This is a genomic window from Paenibacillus sp. WG02 (assembly GCF_055396115.1).
Genome location: NZ_AP036016.1, coordinates 5,214,175 through 5,231,247, shown reverse-complemented (window position 1 = coordinate 5,231,247; position 17,073 = coordinate 5,214,175). Strand labels below are relative to the sequence as shown.

Genomic DNA, 17,073 nt, shown 5'->3' with positions numbered 1-17,073 from the left:
TGAGGACTGGCTATGATATTATCATATCGAAAACTCGTTGTTCGCTTACGCTTTATTTTACTTTTTATGATTTTGACGGTGATTCTATATCAAGTTATGCTTGTTCTAAGCGGTTGGATTCAACCTGTGAACAAGTACAGAACACCAACGGGAAAGTCCGTTAAGGTGTTTGGTCAACACGAGCATTCTCCGGTTTCGGATACAGGAACAATGAGTGACCGTTTGCGTTTATTTTATTGGTATGGGGAATAAAAAAAGCGTAAAAAAGAGGAGTTCGCACGGGAATCGTTGAATGCTATTCGGTATGAAGATATGGCATGATAACGAAGGAGTATTATCTGCATGATGACGAACGACTTGCAATCCTTCATCCGATTTTTGTCCGTTGAACGGGGACTATCGCGGAATACGCTGGAATCCTATGAGCGAGACTTACAGCAATTTGTTGAATATCTACAACAGCAAGGCATCACAGCTTGGAGAGATTCAGGAAAAACTCACATTGCAGGATACTTATCGCAGTTGAAGATGCTAGGACGAGCATCCGCAACCTTGTCTCGCAATATGGTTTCCATTCGAGCACTTTATCAATATCTTGTGAAAGAACGTGTAACGGATTCAGATCCAAGTATTTATGTAGATGCACCCAAGCTGGAAAAAAAGCTTCCTAAAGTGCTGTCGATTGAAGAGGTAGAGAAGCTTCTCGAAGCACCGCAACCTGAGCTTGTAAGCGGTGCGCGTGATAAGGCCATGCTGGAACTGCTCTATGCGACTGGGATTCGAGTATCGGAGCTCATTTCTCTGAATGTAACGGATATCAATTTGCAAATGGGCTTTATCCGCTGCACGGGGAAGGCAGATAAAGAACGTAATATTCCTCTTAGCTCAATCGCCATTCGGTGTTTAACGACTTATATACATAATCATCGGATGAAGTTGTTAAAAAAAACGGCTGATGAAGAAGCCTTATTTATCGGTCATTTGGGGACAAGGATGACTAGGCAAGGGTTTTGGAAGATTTTGAAAAAATATGCTAATGAGATGAATATCGCGAATGAGATAACACCTCATGCCTTAAGGCACTCCTTCGCTGCCCATTTAATTGAAAATGGCGCAGATCTGAGATCCGTTCAAGAAATGCTAGGACATTCCGATATTTCTTCGACACAAATGTATGTTCAAGTTACCAAACTTAAAATGAAAGACGTTTACAACTTGGCACACCCAAGAGCGAAGTTATAACCTGCACAGCGGCATTTCCCCTAAGGGGAAGCTGCTGTTTTGCATTCATAGGGTGGAAGTGAGATAATCGAGGGTGGATAACATTAGGAATTGATTTGGAGGGACAATTGTGCGCTTCGAACGTATATGTGTAATTGTATTGGATAGCGTAGGCATCGGCGAATTACCGGATGCCAAGCAATTTGGCGATAGTGGCGCTCACACACTAGGACATATTGCAGAGAAAGTAAGCGGATTTGCACTCCCTAATTTACAGCGAATGGGACTAGGGAGCATAGCTGAGATTAAAGGGATTCCAGCAACGGATTCACCGGAAAGCTACTATGGAAAAATGGCTGAGGTTTCGGTTGGTAAAGACACAATGACTGGACACTGGGAATTGATGGGGCTTCGCATGACTACACCCTTTAATGTGTACCCGGATGGATTTCCAGCTGAATTGATTTCTCAATTTGAGCAGGAGACAGGGCGCAAGGTCATTGGTAATAAGCCGGCATCAGGTACTGAAATTTTAGATGAGCTCGGTGAAGAGCAGATGCAAACAGGTGCTTGGATCGTTTATACATCAGCCGATAGTGTATTTCAATTAGCTGCGCACGAAGACATTATTCCGCTGGAAGAGCTGTATCGGGCATGTAAAATTGCCAGAAGGTTGACCATGCAGGATGAATTTTCGGTGGGCAGAGTCATTGCTAGACCGTACCTTGGGGAGCCTGGTGCTTTCAAACGCACTCCGAATCGACATGATTATGCCGTGAAGCCGCCAGCGCCAACTGTTATGAATCATTTGAAGGATGCTGGATTTGATGTGATTGCGATCGGGAAAATTAATGATATTTTTGATGGTGAAGGTGTTACAAAAACCACATCAACAAAAAGTAATCTAGATGGTATTCAGAAGACAATAGAGGTACTTGGCACGTCTTTCAAAGGACTGGCTTTTACGAATCTAGTAGATTTTGACTCGTTGTTTGGTCATCGTCGTGATCCTGAGGGCTATGGAAGATCACTGGAGGAATTCGATGCTTATGTACCTAAGCTCAAAGCAGGTCTAGGACCGAAGGATCTATTAATCCTTACAGCGGACCATGGCAATGATCCTGTGCACCCGGGAACCGACCATACGCGCGAATACGTGCCTATTTTGTTGTACAGCCCAAGCTTCAACTCACCTGCTTCGCTTGGTATCCGCGGAACCTTCGCTGATTTGGGAGCGACCATCGCTGATAATTTTGGCGTGAGAGCAACCGATCAAGGGGAGAGCTTCTTACCTCTTTTAAAATAAATGATTACGAATTCTCAGTTTATGTGAACTGAAATCGCTTAGGAGGAATCTATCCATGTCCGATACATCCATGATTCAAAAGATTCAAGAAGCAGCTGCATTTATTAGCAAGGAAACGAATATTAAACCCCAAATTGGATTAATTCTAGGGTCAGGTCTCGGCGTTCTTGCTGATCTTATTGAGCAGCCTATCGTTGTAGACTACTCGAATATTCCCCATTTCCCAGTGTCTACCGTGGAAGGTCATGCGGGGGAATTGGTTGTGGGTACGATTCAAGGCAAGCAAGTGTTAGTGATGAAGGGCCGCTTTCATGCTTACGAGGGCTATGGCGCGGAAACAGTTTCGTTTCCAGTAAGAGTTATGAAAGAACTAGGTGTAGAAACGTTGATCGTAACGAATGCAGCTGGTGGAATTAACGAATCCTATCAGGTAGGCGATCTAATGGTTATAAGTGATCATCTGAATTTGACATACCGCAATCCGCTTATCGGCCCGAATGATTCAGCGTTAGGTGTTCGCTTTCCGGATATGTCGGAAGCTTACAGCAAACGTCTGCGTAAACTGGCGCACGATGTCGCGGCTTCACAAAACTTTCATTTACAAGAAGGCGTCTATGTTGGACTCCTCGGTCCTAACTATGAAACTCCTGCAGAGATTCGCATGCTCCGCACATTAGGCGGTGATTCCGTTGGGATGTCAACGGTACCAGAAGTGATTGTAGCACGTCATGCTGGAATCGAAGTGCTAGGTTTCTCCTGCATTTCGAATATGGCATCAGGTATTTTGGACCAGCCGCTCTCCCATGCAGAAGTCATGGAAACGACGGAGAAAGTAAAGCCTAAGTTTTTGAAATTGGTATTAGGCATTATCGAAGCACTTTAACAAGAAGAGGAGAACAAAATGGAACTGACTTACATAGAGAAAATCAAAGAAGCAGCGAGCTTTATTGAGCAGCGTTTAGGCAGTGTTAAGCCTGTTATTGGATTAGTACTGGGTTCAGGCTTGGGAGATATGGCGAATCAGGTTGAGCAGCCCATAGCAATTGACTATAGCGAAGTGCCGCACTTTCCCGTTTCAACCGTTGAAGGTCATGAAGGACGTTTTGTTGCAGGCACACTAGAAGGTAAGCAAGTCATCGTGATGCAGGGACGTTTTCATTATTATGAAGGCTATGATATGAAAAAGGTTGTATTTCCTGTGTACGTTATGAAGGCGATCGGCGTTCAGACCGTTGTGATGACGAATGCAGCAGGCGGCATGAATCGTGAGTTCAAAGCAGGAGATCTAATGGTTATTAGCGACCATTTAAACATGACAGGAGACAACCCGCTTATCGGTCCTAACCATTCAGATCTCGGTGTTCGTTTCCCAGACATGTCGGAAGCTTATAACCGCGAATACCGCAAGCTGGCTCATGAGTTGGCGCAAACGGTCGTAGGAGAAGATGGCGTGCCGCTGAAGCTGCAGGAAGGGGTCTATGCGGGGATTACAGGACCAACCTACTGTACGCCGGCTGAACTTACCATGTTAGCTCGTATCGGTGGCGACGCAATTGGCATGTCCACAGTTGGAGAAGTTATTGCAGCACGTCATGCAGGACTCAAGGTATTAGGAATTTCGTGTATTACCGATATGGCGATAGGCGAAGAGTTGGAACCATTGACGCATGAGCAGGTTGTGGCTGTTGCAAATCGGACTAAACCGAAGTTCATTGCTCTCGTTAAGGCCTTTGTTCGTGAGGTCCGTCTGGGATAATTTGGCTATATTTTTTTATGAACTTTTAATGAAAATGAGCTTCTGAAGACCTATGAATTCGGAGAGAGTCATGCTAATATATAGTTAATTAGAACTATATTAATGGGTCGTGTAGATACAGATACCCATTCCATAACAAGGATGTGATGGAGCATGTCAGTCCAACAATTAATGGTCGCCAACTGTCCTAGATGCGGGAAAGTGTTCCAGAAAAATTTGCGCAACCAATGTTCAGATTGCAGCCGCAGCATGGATTCCATGCTCACAAGCAGTCTTGAATTTTTACGTAAAAATCATCGCTCAACGAATATACAATTCAGCGAAGCTACAGGTGTTTCGCAGGAGCAGATGCATACATGGGTCAAAGAGGGAAAGCTGCTGCTTTCGGATTACCCGAATTTGAACTACCCATGCGCTTCCTGCTCGAAACCAATTCGCGGACAAAAGCTGTGTCCGGATTGCACATACCGAATTAATCGGGATATTAGAGAATTGAAAGAGAAAGATCGATCTTTTCAGCCTCTTCTTAGAGAAAAACAAACAGCATCCGCAGGTGGTTTCCAAATTCGTGAAAGACTTAGCGGTGTGTAATTTGTCTCAAAATGGGCAATAGTAATGATGATATCCCCCGATAAGGGGGATGTTTTTTGGAAAGCTGCATTTCACAATTTTGTCACAAAATATTCAAGGAATTGCCACTGACCATGTATGGGATTGTATGGAGATGTTAGGTAGAATAGATGAAGTGAACACATTATGAGGGGGATATGCATGCAAAAGTGGATTTTCTTTGTGTTATTTATACTTGCGGGCGCATTGGGGCTGGGAGTCCTCTTTCAAGATATTTCTAACCGCCAAGTGGCTAAGGAAGCAGAGGCTGCCGCTGGCAAAGGTCAACAGCTTAAAATTGCAGCTTCTAACTGGCAGTTCGATTCTGCAGATTATACGGTTAAAAGCGGTGAGCCTACGAAAGTTTCCTTGTCTTTAAAAGAAGGGGTACACGCGATTGAAATCGTAGGATTGGATATTAAGCTGGACAAAGAAAATCCTTCCAAGCAAATAACGTTTGATAAACCAGGTACATATGAAATTCAGTGTGTACTTCCTTGTGGTGAAGGCCATGCTAAAATGAAAAGCAAATTAGTTGTTTCTTAATCAATAATGGTAGTATCAAAGGGGGCTCTAGCAGCTCCCTTTTTTCGATTTTGAAGAGCATGCTTACGATGCATATTTTCGAACGAAAACGCTTAAGTAAACTTAAGGAGGAATGCACATGAGAATGGTTGATTTAATCCATAAGAAACGTTCTGGTGAAGTGCTTAGCGAGCAAGAAATTACGTATATCGTTAGCGGGTATACACGTGGCGATATTCCGGATTATCAAATGTCAGCTCTACTGATGGCTATTTTCTTCAATGGGATGACAAGTGAAGAGATCTCTGCACTCACGCTAGCCATGGCAGGATCAGGAGAAATGATCGATTTATCGGAAATTGCTGGCATTAAAGTAGATAAACACTCAACAGGCGGGGTTGGCGACAAAATTAGCCTGATCGTTGGACCTATTGTTGCTTCGCTTGGAATCCCTGTTGCCAAAATGTCAGGCAGAGGTTTAGGACATACGGGCGGTACAGTAGATAAGCTGGAGTCGATTCCTGGCTTTCAGATTGAATTGTCCAAAGAAGATTTTATACATGCTGTGAATACGAATAAAATTGCCATCGTTGGCCAGAGTGGTAATTTAGCTCCAGCCGACAAGAAGATGTATGCGCTTCGGGATGTGACAGCCACGGTTGATTCAATTCCATTAATCGCTAGCTCAATTATGAGTAAGAAGATTGCTTCCGGAGCAGATGCTATTGTGCTGGACGTGAAAATCGGTTCAGGCGCTTTCATGAAAACAGTGGACGATGCGAGGGTTCTCGCTCGTACGATGGTTGATATCGGAACGCAATTAAAGCGGAACACGATCGCTATGATTACGGACATGGAGCAGCCGCTCGGTCGTGAAATCGGAAACGCAAATGAAATTCGCGAATCCATTGAGGTGCTCCGCGGCACAGGTGATAAGGAGCTGACTGAGGTAGCGATCTCGGTTGCAGCCTACATGTCGCTGCTAGGGAAAGTGTTTGAGAGCTTCGAGGAGGCTCAGGCGGCCGTCCGCGATATTGTCTTGAATGGTAAGGCGTTAGAAACGTTCAAACGCTTCGTAGCAAGCCAGGGCGGCGATCCGAATGTGGTAGACCAGCCCGAGCTCCTTCCGACGGCAGCTTATCATTTCGAAGTGCTTGCTGAAAGAGACGGCTATATCAATCAGATCAATGCGGAACAAATTGGTATTGCTGCGATGCTGCTTGGTGCCGGGCGTGCGAAGAAGGAAGATCTGATTGACTATGCAGTGGGTCTTACACTGAATAAGAAAATCGGTGACCAAGTGCAGATGGGGGAATCCATATGTACGATTCATGCAAATCAACAGGATGTGAAGACTGTCGAGAGCATGATTCAAGGAGCTTATCGCATCGAGAATAGCAAACCAGCACCTGTTCAATTAATATATGATGTCATTGTTTGATGCCAAATGATTGCCCAAGCACTTTCCACTCGGAAAGTGCCTTTTTTATTTTCTTCCTTTTGGAATATTTTGTGCGGAAATCGTCAAGACTGATTAGCAGTCATTCAAGCTGCAAGTGTCAGGCTTTCACTTCATACATCACAGGAGGGGTACAATTGCTATGCGAAAAAAAGGGCTAATCAGTTTTATCTGTTTACAGCTATGTTTGATGCTGCTCATACCGGCTGCGTTTGCGGAAGAGAAGAAGGCGCCATCGGTCGATTTGACACCGAATGCACTATCCGCTGTGTTAATGGATGCAGACACGGGCACGGTCATTGCCGAAAAGAATAAGGATGCAAAGCTTCCTCCAGCCAGTATAACGAAAATAATGACGATGCTGCTCATTATGGAAGCTGTCGACAAAGGCAACATTAAAATGGATGAGAAGGTCAAGGTCAGTGAATATGCTGCTTCCATGGGTGGATCGCAAATTTTCCTTGAGCCTGGCGAAGAGATGACGGTTGAGGAAATGCTGAAGGGGATTGCCATGGCTTCCGGGAACGATGCTTCTGTGGCAATGGCTGAGAAAATAGCAGGCTCGGAAGAGAATTTTGTGCAAATGATGAACGATCGTGCGCAGCAGTTAGGCATGAAAAATACTCATTTCTCAAACTGCAACGGACTCCCTGTGGCCAATCATTATACATCAGCGAATGATATCGCCGTCATGTCAAGAGAATTGCTCAAGCATGAGGGGATTACTAAATTTACTGGTGCTTATCAAGACTATCTGCGAAAGGAAACAGCAAATCCTTTCTGGCTAGTGAATACGAATAAGCTGGTGCGTTTCTACAGCGGTGCGGATGGTTTGAAAACGGGATACACAAGCGAAGCGAAATTCTGCTTATCAGCAACAGCCAAACGAGAAAATCTACGCGTCGTTGCCGTAGTGCTCGGTGAACCGAATACAAAAACACGGAATGCTGAAGTAACAAAGCTGTTTGATTACGCTTTTGCGCAATTTACGAACTATCCTTTATTTAAGTCAGGCGACAGTCTAGGGAATTTTACGGTGAATAAAGGTCAGGTTTCGACAGTACCGTTAGTGGCGAAGCAAAACTATAGCATTTTAATGAAAAAGGGCACCGTGACGGGGGAGATTCGACATGAACTGAAACTCGATCCCAACTTAAGAGCTCCGATCGTTATGGGTCAACCAATTGGTAAAATTATTGTATACAACGGAGATAATTTGCTTGCTGAATACCCGCTCGAGTCTCCGGTTGCTGTAGATAAAGCGTCCTGGTGGAAGCTATTTAAGCGAACCACTTCACACCTGTTTCATACCGATTAATGGTGAGAATACGCGAATAAGCGCAGTTTTCTACTAGTTTTAGCAGTTTTCTTCTAGTTTTGTCGGGGGGCAGGAGATTCCATCTCAGCTGTAGAAAGTTAAGTTTCATGACGGGATCTTTGAGTGAGCTCAAAGTCTCTCAGCTGAGAGGAGTGAACATGTTGAGCCTGCAAATTGAATTCGAGCAAGGCAGAAGAGCGCTTATTGTTAGATTGAAAGGCGAGCTGGATCATCACACAGCCGAGGTTGTGAAGGCGAGGATGGAGGAAGCGATTGCCAAAGAGCATACGCGCCATTTAATCCTTAGTTTGAAGGATCTATCCTTCATGGACAGTTCGGGTCTAGGCGTCATACTCGGTCGTTATAAGCAGATTACGAGTAAAGGCGGCAAAATGGTCGTTTGTGATGTTGCTCCTGCCGTTTACCGCTTATTCGAGCTTTCTGGAATGTTCAAGATTGTATCTATACAGGACAACGAACGCAATGCAATGTCCAGTTTGGAGGTTGCATTATGAGTGAACATAACTTTATGACACTAGAGTTTGCTAGTCGCTCGGAGAATGAAGCTTTTGCTCGCGTAGCCGTTGCTGCTTTCGTTTCTCAATTGGATCCTACGCTGAATGAATTAACCGATATCAAAACGGTTGTTTCTGAAGCGGTAACGAATTCGATTATTCATGGTTATAACAATAGAACAGATGGTGTTATCATCATTTCGACGCAAATTGATGATGACGTGGTTCGGATTACGATCGAAGACAAGGGTTCAGGCATTGCTGATTTAGAACAGGCGAAACAGCCACTATATACATCCAAACCAGAGTTGGAACGCTCTGGCATGGGTTTCACGATTATGGAAAATTTCATGGACGAAGTAGAAGTTGTGACGGCCGTCGGAATCGGAACCAAAATAAACATGTTGAAGCGAATTGAATCTAAAAAAGCTTTATACAATTAGGGGTTTGATCTATGGATGTCGATCTGAAACATGCTTCTCATAGTTATTTAGACGATTCGGAAGTCAAACGGTTAATCGCCCTCAGCCAATCCGGGGATGGACTCGCCAGAGAAACACTTGTAAGCTGCAATATCCGCTTGGTTTGGTCTGTGGTTCAACGCTTTTTGAACCGGGGATACGAAGCCGAAGACTTGTTCCAGATCGGTTGTATCGGACTGCTTAAGTCCGTTGACAAATTCGATCTATCTTATGATGTGAAGTTTTCAACCTATGCGGTACCGATGATTATCGGTGAAATTCAACGTTTTCTTCGCGATGACGGAACGCTCAAAGTAAGCCGTTCGCTGAAAGAATTGGCGAATAAGATTCGCAAGACGAAGGACGAGCTTTCGAAACGCCTTGGCAGACTGCCTACGATTAAAGAAGTAGCCGAGGAGCTTATGATAACAGCGGAGGAAGTTGTTTTCGCACAAGAGGCGAATAAACCTCTCTCTTCCATCCATGAGACCGTCTTTGAGAATGATGGAGATCCTATCACACTAATGGATCAAATCTCGGATGAGTCCGGGGAGAAGTGGTTCGAGAAGCTTGCGTTGAATGAAGCCATTGGGACTCTGTCGGAGCGAGAACGGCTGATTGTTTATCTCCGTTATTTCAGGGATCAAACGCAGTCCGAGGTCGCAAGTAGGCTAGGTATTTCCCAAGTGCAGGTATCGCGATTGGAAAAGAAAATTTTACAATCGATTAAAGATCAGATTGCTCAATAACAGGTTTTTGATAATAAGGCTGACTCAAAAGGTTAATAACCTAGTGAGCAGCCTCTATTTTGTTTCGATACGGAGCGATAGTTCCCACCGCATAATAAAGAGCCGCTGATTACCCCGATTCTTAAATGGGTAGTTTGCGGCTTTTTGTGATCACGAACATATTTATCGGGCAGAGTGCCTGTCATCTGAATAAAATCTCACGCAGTAAATTCCGCATAAGCCAACAACCGTATAAATGATACGGCTTAGACCGGAAGATGCACGATGAGAATCTCCTCCCAATAAAGCTGAAACTAAATCCCATTGGAAAAGCCCAACCAAGAGCCAATTCAGCGCACCAATAATAACTAGTGTTAACGCGAATTTTGCCATGTCATCACCTTCTTTATATGGAATAAGTTATCGTTATTCGATCTTACTATGCCATATTGCCGGTGACATTATTCCTGGAGAATTTACCATCTTGTCAGGCGTTTATGGGAAGGAAAGATTTTGCATACTACTCCTATACATGGAGGATTCACCACTATGCGCTGAGGGGAGTGAAACCATGATTCGGGATGAAAAACCATATCTATACATCCGGCTTCGTCGAAAAGCCAGCGTTCGCAAAGGGAATGTTGTGTACTTACGTCATATCGCTCAGATTTTCGTGGAACCTGAATATGAGCAAGCACTGAACAATTTGATCATTCATCATCCTCAACATGAGGATGGCAATCGCGTGCTCATTGACATGATGCTGATCGTCCGGAAAGTGAAAGATCTTTATCCACAGCTGCAAATAGAGCATTTCGGAGAACCACATGTGCTTCTCGAGATAATTTCCGATCCCAGAAAGCCAAGTCCTATACTTATCGGTTTGGTTTGGCTGCTCTTATTCATCGGTTCAGGTCTGGCCATTATGAATTTTCATGCGGATGTGTCCATGCTGCAAGTTCACCAACGTATTTATGAATTGATGACAGGGAAAAAGGTGGAGCATCCGCTCATACTGCAAATCCCTTATTCCTTAGGAATAGGTGTTGGAATGGTCATTTTTTTCAACCATCTGTTTAAGAAAAAATTCAATGAAGAACCAAGCCCGCTAGAAGTAGAGATGTTTATGTATCAGGAAAATATAAACCGTTATGTGATAACAGAAGAATATGTCAAAATTCATGAGGAAGGAGACCGTTCGTGATTACCCAATTTGGGGAGGCCTTCATGGCGGCTTTTATCGGGTTAGCTGGTGGAATCGCAGTTGGCAGTGGCATGGTCGCATTCCTTGTGGTACTGGATATTATTCCAAGACTTGCTCAGATCACACGTTCGTTTTCGAAAATTCATACTTATGAAGCAGCGGTAGTGTTAGGCTCACTCTTATTTACTTGGGTTGATTTCAGTGATGCTAAGGTGCACCTTTTTCCGATGGGAGCAGCAGTGGTAGGTATTTTTGCCGGTTGTTTCGTTGGCATGCTAGCGGCCGCTTTGACAGAAATCATTAACGTGCTGCCTATCCTCGCCAAGCGTGTTGGCATGGGATCTTATATGATTTTGCTGCTCATGGCGATGATTTTCGGTAAAGTCGTTGGATCCTTGTTTGAATGGTTATTTTATTAACGTGTGTCGAAGGAGGCGCTCAAATGAAGTTTATTGTGAAAAAGGGAAATGGGAGCGATCAGAATGACTCCAACGAATCAAACGAATCGACCGAATCAAAGGAACAGTCTGAGAAATTGGCTATAGATGAGGAAGGCAATTTATCTGTTTACAATCCAATAACAGACATGACGCCTGAGGAGAAGGCACTCAAAATTCAGGAAGATATCCCTAGAACTCTTCGAGAAGTCCGAAGGGTGCTGGAGGAACGAGTAGGACTCGATCGAAGCTTCGATCTTATCCTCAGAGAAATGGTGTTCGGTTCCAAACGCGTAGGCATCTTCTATTGCAATGGATTTGCCAAAGATACGGTGTTAACCGATATCATTACACGTCTTACTTATGCGGACGAAGAATCAGTTTCACATCATACGCTAGAAGCATTCATTGAGAAATTAATTCCGCACATTCAAGTGAAGACCTACAAGAAAATATCTGAAATCGTAGGACAAGTATTGATGGGCGGAACGGCATTTTTCATTGAAGGAGAGTCTGCGGGGATTACGATCGATGCCAAAAGTTTTCCTATTCGTTCGATCGCTGAACCAGACTTGGAGAGGGTCGTCCGAGGATCACGAGATGGCTTTGTAGAAACTCTTTTATTAAATGTGACATTAGTCAGACGAAGAATTCGCGATGAGAGATTTAAGTTGGAAATCATGCAAGTCGGCAAACGAACCAAGACGGATATCTGTGTGGGCTATATAAACGATATTGCTGACGCGGACTTAGTCCAAGCTGTGAAAGATAAAATAAAAAATGTTGAAATCGACGGCCTTCCTCTCGCAGAAAAACAGCTGGAAGAAGCGATTGTTAATAAAGGGTGGAACCCGTATCCAATGGTTCGGTATTCCGAACGGCCGGATGTTGTATCCGCTCATTTACTGGAAGGTCATGTCTGTGTTTTCGTGGACACGTCACCGAGCGTCATGATCCTGCCGACTACGTTTTTTCATCATGTACAGCATGCTGAGGAATATCGGCAAACGCCATTCATCGGTACTTATTTAAGGTGGGTGCGTTTTGCTGGCATTATGGCTTCGATTTTCTTGCTTCCACTTTGGTTTATGATGGTGATGGATCCCTCCTTAAAGCCGCCGGGACTTGAGTTTCTCGGTCCGCAGAAGGAAGGAACTCTACCGCTATTGATTCAGTTCTTGTTAGCGGATATAGGGATTGATCTCATGCGAATGGCAGCTGTTCATACACCCACACCGCTTGCTACCGCAATGGGCTTGGTGGCAGCCATATTGGTTGGAGATATCGCGGTAAAAACGGGTCTTTTTATCAATGAGGTTATCCTGTATTTGGCTCTCGCCTCCATTGGGATGTTCGCGACACCGAGTTATGAATTGGGTCTAGCTAATCGAATAATAAGGCTTGCGCTCTTAATCATCGTGGCGATCTTCCATGTCCCCGGATTTGTAGTAGGCTCAACACTATGGTTGATTCTTCTGGCCTCAAGGAAATCCTTTAATGCACCCTATATGTGGCCATTTCTTCCATTTAACGCCAAAAGCTTCTTTGCTATCCTGGTTCGTCGTCCGGTGCTTGCTGGCAAAACGCGGCTAAGTATTACAAAGCCAATCGATGGCACGCGTCAACCAAAATCCAAATAACAGAAATGGGCAGGGAATTCACCTGTCCTTTTTTGCTTTTATGTCGAAGCGTGTATTGTCAAAAGAGCATGCCATATGGTACTTTTAATAGTAATGCACGTTAACCTCTTTGGCGGCAAATAGCAAGAAGAAGGTTCAGGGAGAGAGGGAATTAAAGCTATGTATTTACATGGTACTAGTAAAATAAACGACCAAGGCCACCTCGAAATCGGCGGTGTCGATGCAACGAGATTGGTTGCTGAATACGGCACTCCTTTATATGTATTTGACGAAACGTTAGTGCGTGGGCGCTGCCGTGAGTTCGTTGAAGCTTTCAAAGCATCTGGGCTGAAATTCCAAGTGGCCTATGCAAGTAAAGCATTCTGCGTAATGGCTATGTGCCGAATTGTAGATGAAGAGGGAATGTCACTGGACGTTGTTTCTGATGGTGAGCTGTATACGGCGCTACAAGCAGGATTCCCAGCGGACCGAATTCATTTCCATGGCAATAACAAAACAATGGATGAATTGGAAATGGCGATCGATGCCAAAATTGGCTGTTTCGTCGTAGATAACTTTATTGAGCTTCAAATGTTGGATGCGATTGCCGGAGAGAAGCGCCAAAAGGTGAAGATCTTGCTGCGTATTACGCCGGGTGTTGAGGCGCATACACATGAATATATTTCCACAGGCCAGACGGATTCCAAGTTCGGTTTCGACATGGGTAATGGATCTGCATTCCGCGCTGTTCAGGAAGCTTCGCAATTAAGCAATGTAGAATTACTAGGCGTTCATTCCCATATTGGGTCCCAAATTTTTGAAGTAGAGGGCTTCCGCATGGCAGCTGAGAAAGTGGCCGGCTTTGCCGTTCAAGTCCGCAAAGAAATAGGCGTTACGTTCAAGGTCATTAACCTTGGCGGAGGTTTCGGAATTCGGTATGTGAACGAAGATAGCCCACTTCCCGTTGCCGTTTATGTGAAAGCTATTACAGACGCAATTAAAGACAACTTCGGCAGCAACGATTTTCCAATGCCTGAAATTTGGGTTGAACCAGGTCGCAGTATCGTAGGTGACGCCGGAACTACGTTGTACACCGTAGGTACAACAAAGGACATTCCAGGGGTGCGTAAATATGTAGCTGTAGATGGCGGCATGACTGACAACCCTCGTCCTGCTTTGTATGATGCTGTGTATGAGGCGATGCTGGCTAACCGTGCAACTGAGCAACCGACAGAGGTTGTATCGATTGCAGGGAAATGCTGTGAGAGCGGCGATATGCTGATCTGGGATCTGAACCTGCCAAAAGTAAATTCAGGCGACGTTCTTGCTGTATCTTGTACAGGTGCATACAATTATGCAATGGCAAGCAATTATAACCGTATTCGCCGACCTGGCGTTGTTTTTGTAAAAGATGGTCAAAGTGATCTCGTCGTGAAACGCGAAACATTCGAAAATATCGTAGGTAACGACATCATTCCTGCACGAATGAAACAATTGAGCGAGACTGTTTAATTAGTATTAAGAAAGAAGGAAACCTCATCTTACACGGGGTTCCTTTTTTGCGTTTTTATTTTATCGAAATCGAATGGAAATCACGCAGATTATGGCTGATGGCCATGTTATTAGCAGTCAAACAGGGCATAGTCGCGGTAGAATTGTGTTAGAAATATAGCGCAGTTTGTGAAATGGAAGTTTTCATAGTAGAATAAGATATTATTTCCTAAAGGAGTGGACCACAAATGGCCAAACAAGCAAAAATTAAACTAGCAGGTGGCGGCGAAGTCGTTATCGATCTTTTTGAAAAAGATGCACCGAATACCGTTGCTAACTTTGAAAAATTAGCAAACTCCGGTTTCTATAACGGACTTGTTTTTCATCGTGTTATTCCAGGATTCGTAGCACAAGGTGGCTGCCCTACTGGAACAGGAACTGGTGGCCCTGGTTACCAAATCGACTGTGAAATCAACCCGAACAAACATGAGCGCGGCTCCTTGGCTATGGCTCACGCAGGCAGAAATACAGGTGGTAGCCAGTTCTATATTGCTTACCAACCGCAACCGCATTTGGATGGCGGGCATACTGTATTCGGTAAAGTATCCAAAGGCATGGAATTAGTCGATGCTTTCAAAGGCAAAGATTTGATGGAGAAAGTTGAAGTTGTAGAAGTATAAATCGTCATCTTCGAAAAGAAGTCTGTTGATTGATTCAACAGGTTTCTTTTTTGTAATAATTCCGAGTGAATTTATAGAAAAAGTAAGGAATTAATATGAAAAGGAAAAAAGCACTTGCTTTTTGTAAGTGTGAGTGATAAATTTTTCATTACCAAAGTAATTTATAGCTAGTTCCTAGTTGTAAGTAACTTTCATATGTATGCAAAACCTTCGGGGCGTGGTGAAATTCCACACCGGCGGTGATTCGAAAGCATGTACCCGTTACCTGTTTTCGATAAGTCCGTGACCCGTTTTGAAGCTAGCGGTACCTGATACACAGCTTCGCTACGGCTGATCCGGTGCAATTCCGGAACCGACAGTATAGTCTGGATGGGAGAAGGAAAACGCGAACATTTGATTCGCTATGCATGCTTGTACATTTTTTCACGTAAACAAAAATTCGGCAGGTCTGTTTTTAAAGCAGATACGTCGTTGTTGTTTGATTTGAACAAAAATGCGGCAAGTATGGATGGATGAAGCTTATTCGTGTTATCTAGACAATCTCTGGCCCCTATCCGATACACGGAGGGGCCTTTTTGCATTCAAATTTGAGAATGAACTTGAAAGGCGGTGAACTTCGTGCATGTACTGAATGACGAAGCTTACATGAGACTTGCTCTGCAAATGGCTGAAAGTGCTCTTGGTCAGACGGGAATTAATCCCGTAGTAGGGTGTATCCTAGTTAAAAATGGACGCATTGTCGGCATGGGAGCGCACCTTAAGCGCGGGCATGGCCATGCCGAGGTTCTCGCCTTGCAAATGGCAGGCGAGGAAGCAAAGGGCAGTACGGCTTATGTGACATTAGAGCCGTGCAGTCACTTTGGCAAGACGCCACCTTGCAGCGACCGACTCATTGAGGCGGGAGTGACACGGGTTGTCGTCGCTGGAACGGATCCGAACCCACAGGTTGCGGGGACAGGCATCGCTAAACTGCGAGAGCATGGTCTCGACGTGACGGTTGGGCTGCTTGGAGAGGAGGCCGCGGCAATGAACGAGGCCTTCAACAAATACATCGTCACCCGCATGCCTTATGTGACGATGAAGACAGCGAGCACGCTTGACGGTCGCATCGCCTCGCAAACCGGCGACAGCAAGTGGATTACATCCCCAGCGTCGCGTGCCTTCGTTCATACCCTGCGCCACCGGCATCAGGGCATCATGGTCGGCGTAGACACCGTCATCGCCGACGACCCGCTGCTGAGCGCGCGCGGCGACGTACCGGCTGTGCAGCCGGTACGGATCGTCGCGGACTCGCGCTTGCGAGTCCCGTTGGGCGCCCGGGTGCTCACGGAGCAGGATCGTCAGCCGACGATCCTGCTCGCGAGCGCGCAGGCGCCCGTAGAGCGGCGTGCCGCGCTGGAAGCGCGCGGCATCACGGTCCTCACCTGCGGGGACGGCCCGCAGGTGGACCTGACGCTCGCCATGCGGCAGCTCGGCGAGCGCGAAATCGGCTCCATCCTCCTAGAGGGTGGAGGGAAGCTCAACGGCGCCATGCTGGAGCGGCGCCTGATTGATAAGCTGGTGCTGATGTTTGCGCCGAAAATTATCGGCGGAGGTTCCACAGCACCTGTAAACATCAACTTCGATGGCTTCGCGAAGATGGATGATGCGATTACGCTCGACCGACTCAAGGTCGAGCAGTTCGGACCGGATATCTGCATAACCGGCTATCCGATTTATAAGAGCTAACGAATGGAGGACTTGC

General features: G+C 45.2%; 19 protein-coding genes and 1 riboswitch. Of the genes, 18 read left to right on the top strand and 1 reads right to left on the bottom strand.

All coding sequences use genetic code 11. From position 1 onward, the window contains the following. Positions 1 to 12: 12 nt before the first annotated feature. From ACBP55_RS23930 to sigF, 12 genes are all read left to right on the top strand, one after another. On the top strand, positions 13 to 252 hold the full coding sequence (locus tag ACBP55_RS23930) for a DUF4227 family protein (protein WP_464645441.1): 240 nt from the start codon (positions 13 to 15) through the stop codon (positions 250 to 252). 93 nt (positions 253 to 345) lie between these two features. Then, on the top strand, positions 346 to 1,242 hold the full coding sequence (gene xerD / locus ACBP55_RS23925; RefSeq protein ID WP_268615833.1) for a site-specific tyrosine recombinase XerD: 897 nt from the start codon (positions 346 to 348) through the stop codon (positions 1,240 to 1,242). A 109-nt stretch (positions 1,243 to 1,351) separates the two neighbouring features. Beyond that, positions 1,352 to 2,527: a phosphopentomutase gene (deoB, locus tag ACBP55_RS23920; protein ID WP_464645440.1), complete on the top strand. Its 1,176-nt coding sequence runs from the start codon at positions 1,352 to 1,354 to the stop codon at positions 2,525 to 2,527. 55 nt (positions 2,528 to 2,582) lie between these two features. Next, positions 2,583 to 3,410, top strand: a complete 828-nt coding sequence (locus ACBP55_RS23915) for a purine-nucleoside phosphorylase (RefSeq protein WP_464645439.1) — start codon at positions 2,583 to 2,585, stop codon at positions 3,408 to 3,410. Positions 3,411 to 3,428: 18 nt separating this feature from the next. After that, complete coding sequence (locus tag ACBP55_RS23910; protein ID WP_464645438.1) at positions 3,429 to 4,283, top strand: purine-nucleoside phosphorylase; 855 nt, start codon at positions 3,429 to 3,431, stop codon at positions 4,281 to 4,283. 153 nt (positions 4,284 to 4,436) lie between these two features. Then, positions 4,437 to 4,874 carry a flagellar protein gene (locus ACBP55_RS23905; protein ID WP_464645437.1) on the top strand — a complete coding sequence of 146 codons (438 nt, stop codon included), beginning with the start codon at positions 4,437 to 4,439 and terminating at the stop codon, positions 4,872 to 4,874. A 180-nt stretch (positions 4,875 to 5,054) separates the two neighbouring features. Further along, positions 5,055 to 5,438: a cytochrome c oxidase subunit II gene (locus tag ACBP55_RS23900; protein ID WP_029192947.1), complete on the top strand. Its 384-nt coding sequence runs from the start codon at positions 5,055 to 5,057 to the stop codon at positions 5,436 to 5,438. Between the two features lie 118 nt (positions 5,439 to 5,556). After that, positions 5,557 to 6,858 carry a pyrimidine-nucleoside phosphorylase gene (locus ACBP55_RS23895; protein ID WP_464645436.1) on the top strand — a complete coding sequence of 434 codons (1,302 nt, stop codon included), beginning with the start codon at positions 5,557 to 5,559 and terminating at the stop codon, positions 6,856 to 6,858. A 160-nt stretch (positions 6,859 to 7,018) separates the two neighbouring features. Beyond that, complete coding sequence (locus ACBP55_RS23890) at positions 7,019 to 8,194, top strand: D-alanyl-D-alanine carboxypeptidase family protein (RefSeq protein ID WP_173184469.1); 1,176 nt, start codon at positions 7,019 to 7,021, stop codon at positions 8,192 to 8,194. Positions 8,195 to 8,355: 161 nt separating this feature from the next. Next, a complete protein-coding gene (spoIIAA, locus tag ACBP55_RS23885) occupies positions 8,356 to 8,709 on the top strand; it encodes an anti-sigma F factor antagonist (RefSeq protein WP_029192950.1) in 354 nt (117 codons plus the stop codon). After that, the gene (gene spoIIAB, locus ACBP55_RS23880) at positions 8,706 to 9,152 is read left to right on the top strand and encodes an anti-sigma F factor (protein ID WP_029192951.1); all 447 of its coding nucleotides are present in this window, start codon (positions 8,706 to 8,708) and stop codon (positions 9,150 to 9,152) included. The genes spoIIAA and spoIIAB overlap by 4 nt, the downstream gene beginning before the upstream one ends. A gap of 11 nt (positions 9,153 to 9,163) precedes the next feature. Further along, the gene (gene sigF, locus ACBP55_RS23875; protein WP_029192952.1) at positions 9,164 to 9,919 is read left to right on the top strand and encodes an RNA polymerase sporulation sigma factor SigF; all 756 of its coding nucleotides are present in this window, start codon (positions 9,164 to 9,166) and stop codon (positions 9,917 to 9,919) included. Between the two features lie 162 nt (positions 9,920 to 10,081). On the opposite strand, the gene ACBP55_RS23870 is transcribed toward sigF, so the two are convergent. Continuing rightward, a complete protein-coding gene (locus tag ACBP55_RS23870) occupies positions 10,082 to 10,291 on the bottom strand; it encodes a DUF378 domain-containing protein (RefSeq protein ID WP_029192954.1) in 210 nt (69 codons plus the stop codon). A 178-nt stretch (positions 10,292 to 10,469) separates the two neighbouring features. Between ACBP55_RS23870 and ACBP55_RS23865 the strand changes: the two genes are divergently transcribed. From ACBP55_RS23865 to ribD, 6 genes are all read left to right on the top strand, one after another. After that, positions 10,470 to 11,102 carry a stage V sporulation protein AA gene (locus tag ACBP55_RS23865; protein WP_464645434.1) on the top strand — a complete coding sequence of 211 codons (633 nt, stop codon included), beginning with the start codon at positions 10,470 to 10,472 and terminating at the stop codon, positions 11,100 to 11,102. A gap of 23 nt (positions 11,103 to 11,125) precedes the next feature. After that, positions 11,126 to 11,521, top strand: a complete 396-nt coding sequence (locus ACBP55_RS23860) for a stage V sporulation protein AB (protein ID WP_464653396.1) — start codon at positions 11,126 to 11,128, stop codon at positions 11,519 to 11,521. A 23-nt stretch (positions 11,522 to 11,544) separates the two neighbouring features. Beyond that, positions 11,545 to 13,179 carry a spore germination protein gene (locus ACBP55_RS23855; protein ID WP_464645432.1) on the top strand — a complete coding sequence of 545 codons (1,635 nt, stop codon included), beginning with the start codon at positions 11,545 to 11,547 and terminating at the stop codon, positions 13,177 to 13,179. A 159-nt stretch (positions 13,180 to 13,338) separates the two neighbouring features. Beyond that, the gene (gene lysA, locus ACBP55_RS23850; protein ID WP_464645430.1) at positions 13,339 to 14,670 is read left to right on the top strand and encodes a diaminopimelate decarboxylase; all 1,332 of its coding nucleotides are present in this window, start codon (positions 13,339 to 13,341) and stop codon (positions 14,668 to 14,670) included. Positions 14,671 to 14,897: 227 nt separating this feature from the next. Further along, positions 14,898 to 15,329, top strand: coding sequence for a peptidylprolyl isomerase (locus ACBP55_RS23845; protein WP_029192958.1), 432 nt, complete (start codon positions 14,898 to 14,900; stop codon positions 15,327 to 15,329). A gap of 202 nt (positions 15,330 to 15,531) precedes the next feature. After that, positions 15,532 to 15,714, top strand: a riboswitch (FMN riboswitch). Positions 15,715 to 15,947: 233 nt separating this feature from the next. Next, entirely contained in the window at positions 15,948 to 17,057 is a 1,110-nt protein-coding gene (gene ribD / locus ACBP55_RS23840) for a bifunctional diaminohydroxyphosphoribosylaminopyrimidine deaminase/5-amino-6-(5-phosphoribosylamino)uracil reductase RibD (protein WP_464645429.1), read from the top strand. The last annotated feature ends 16 nt before the right edge of the window (positions 17,058 to 17,073 follow it).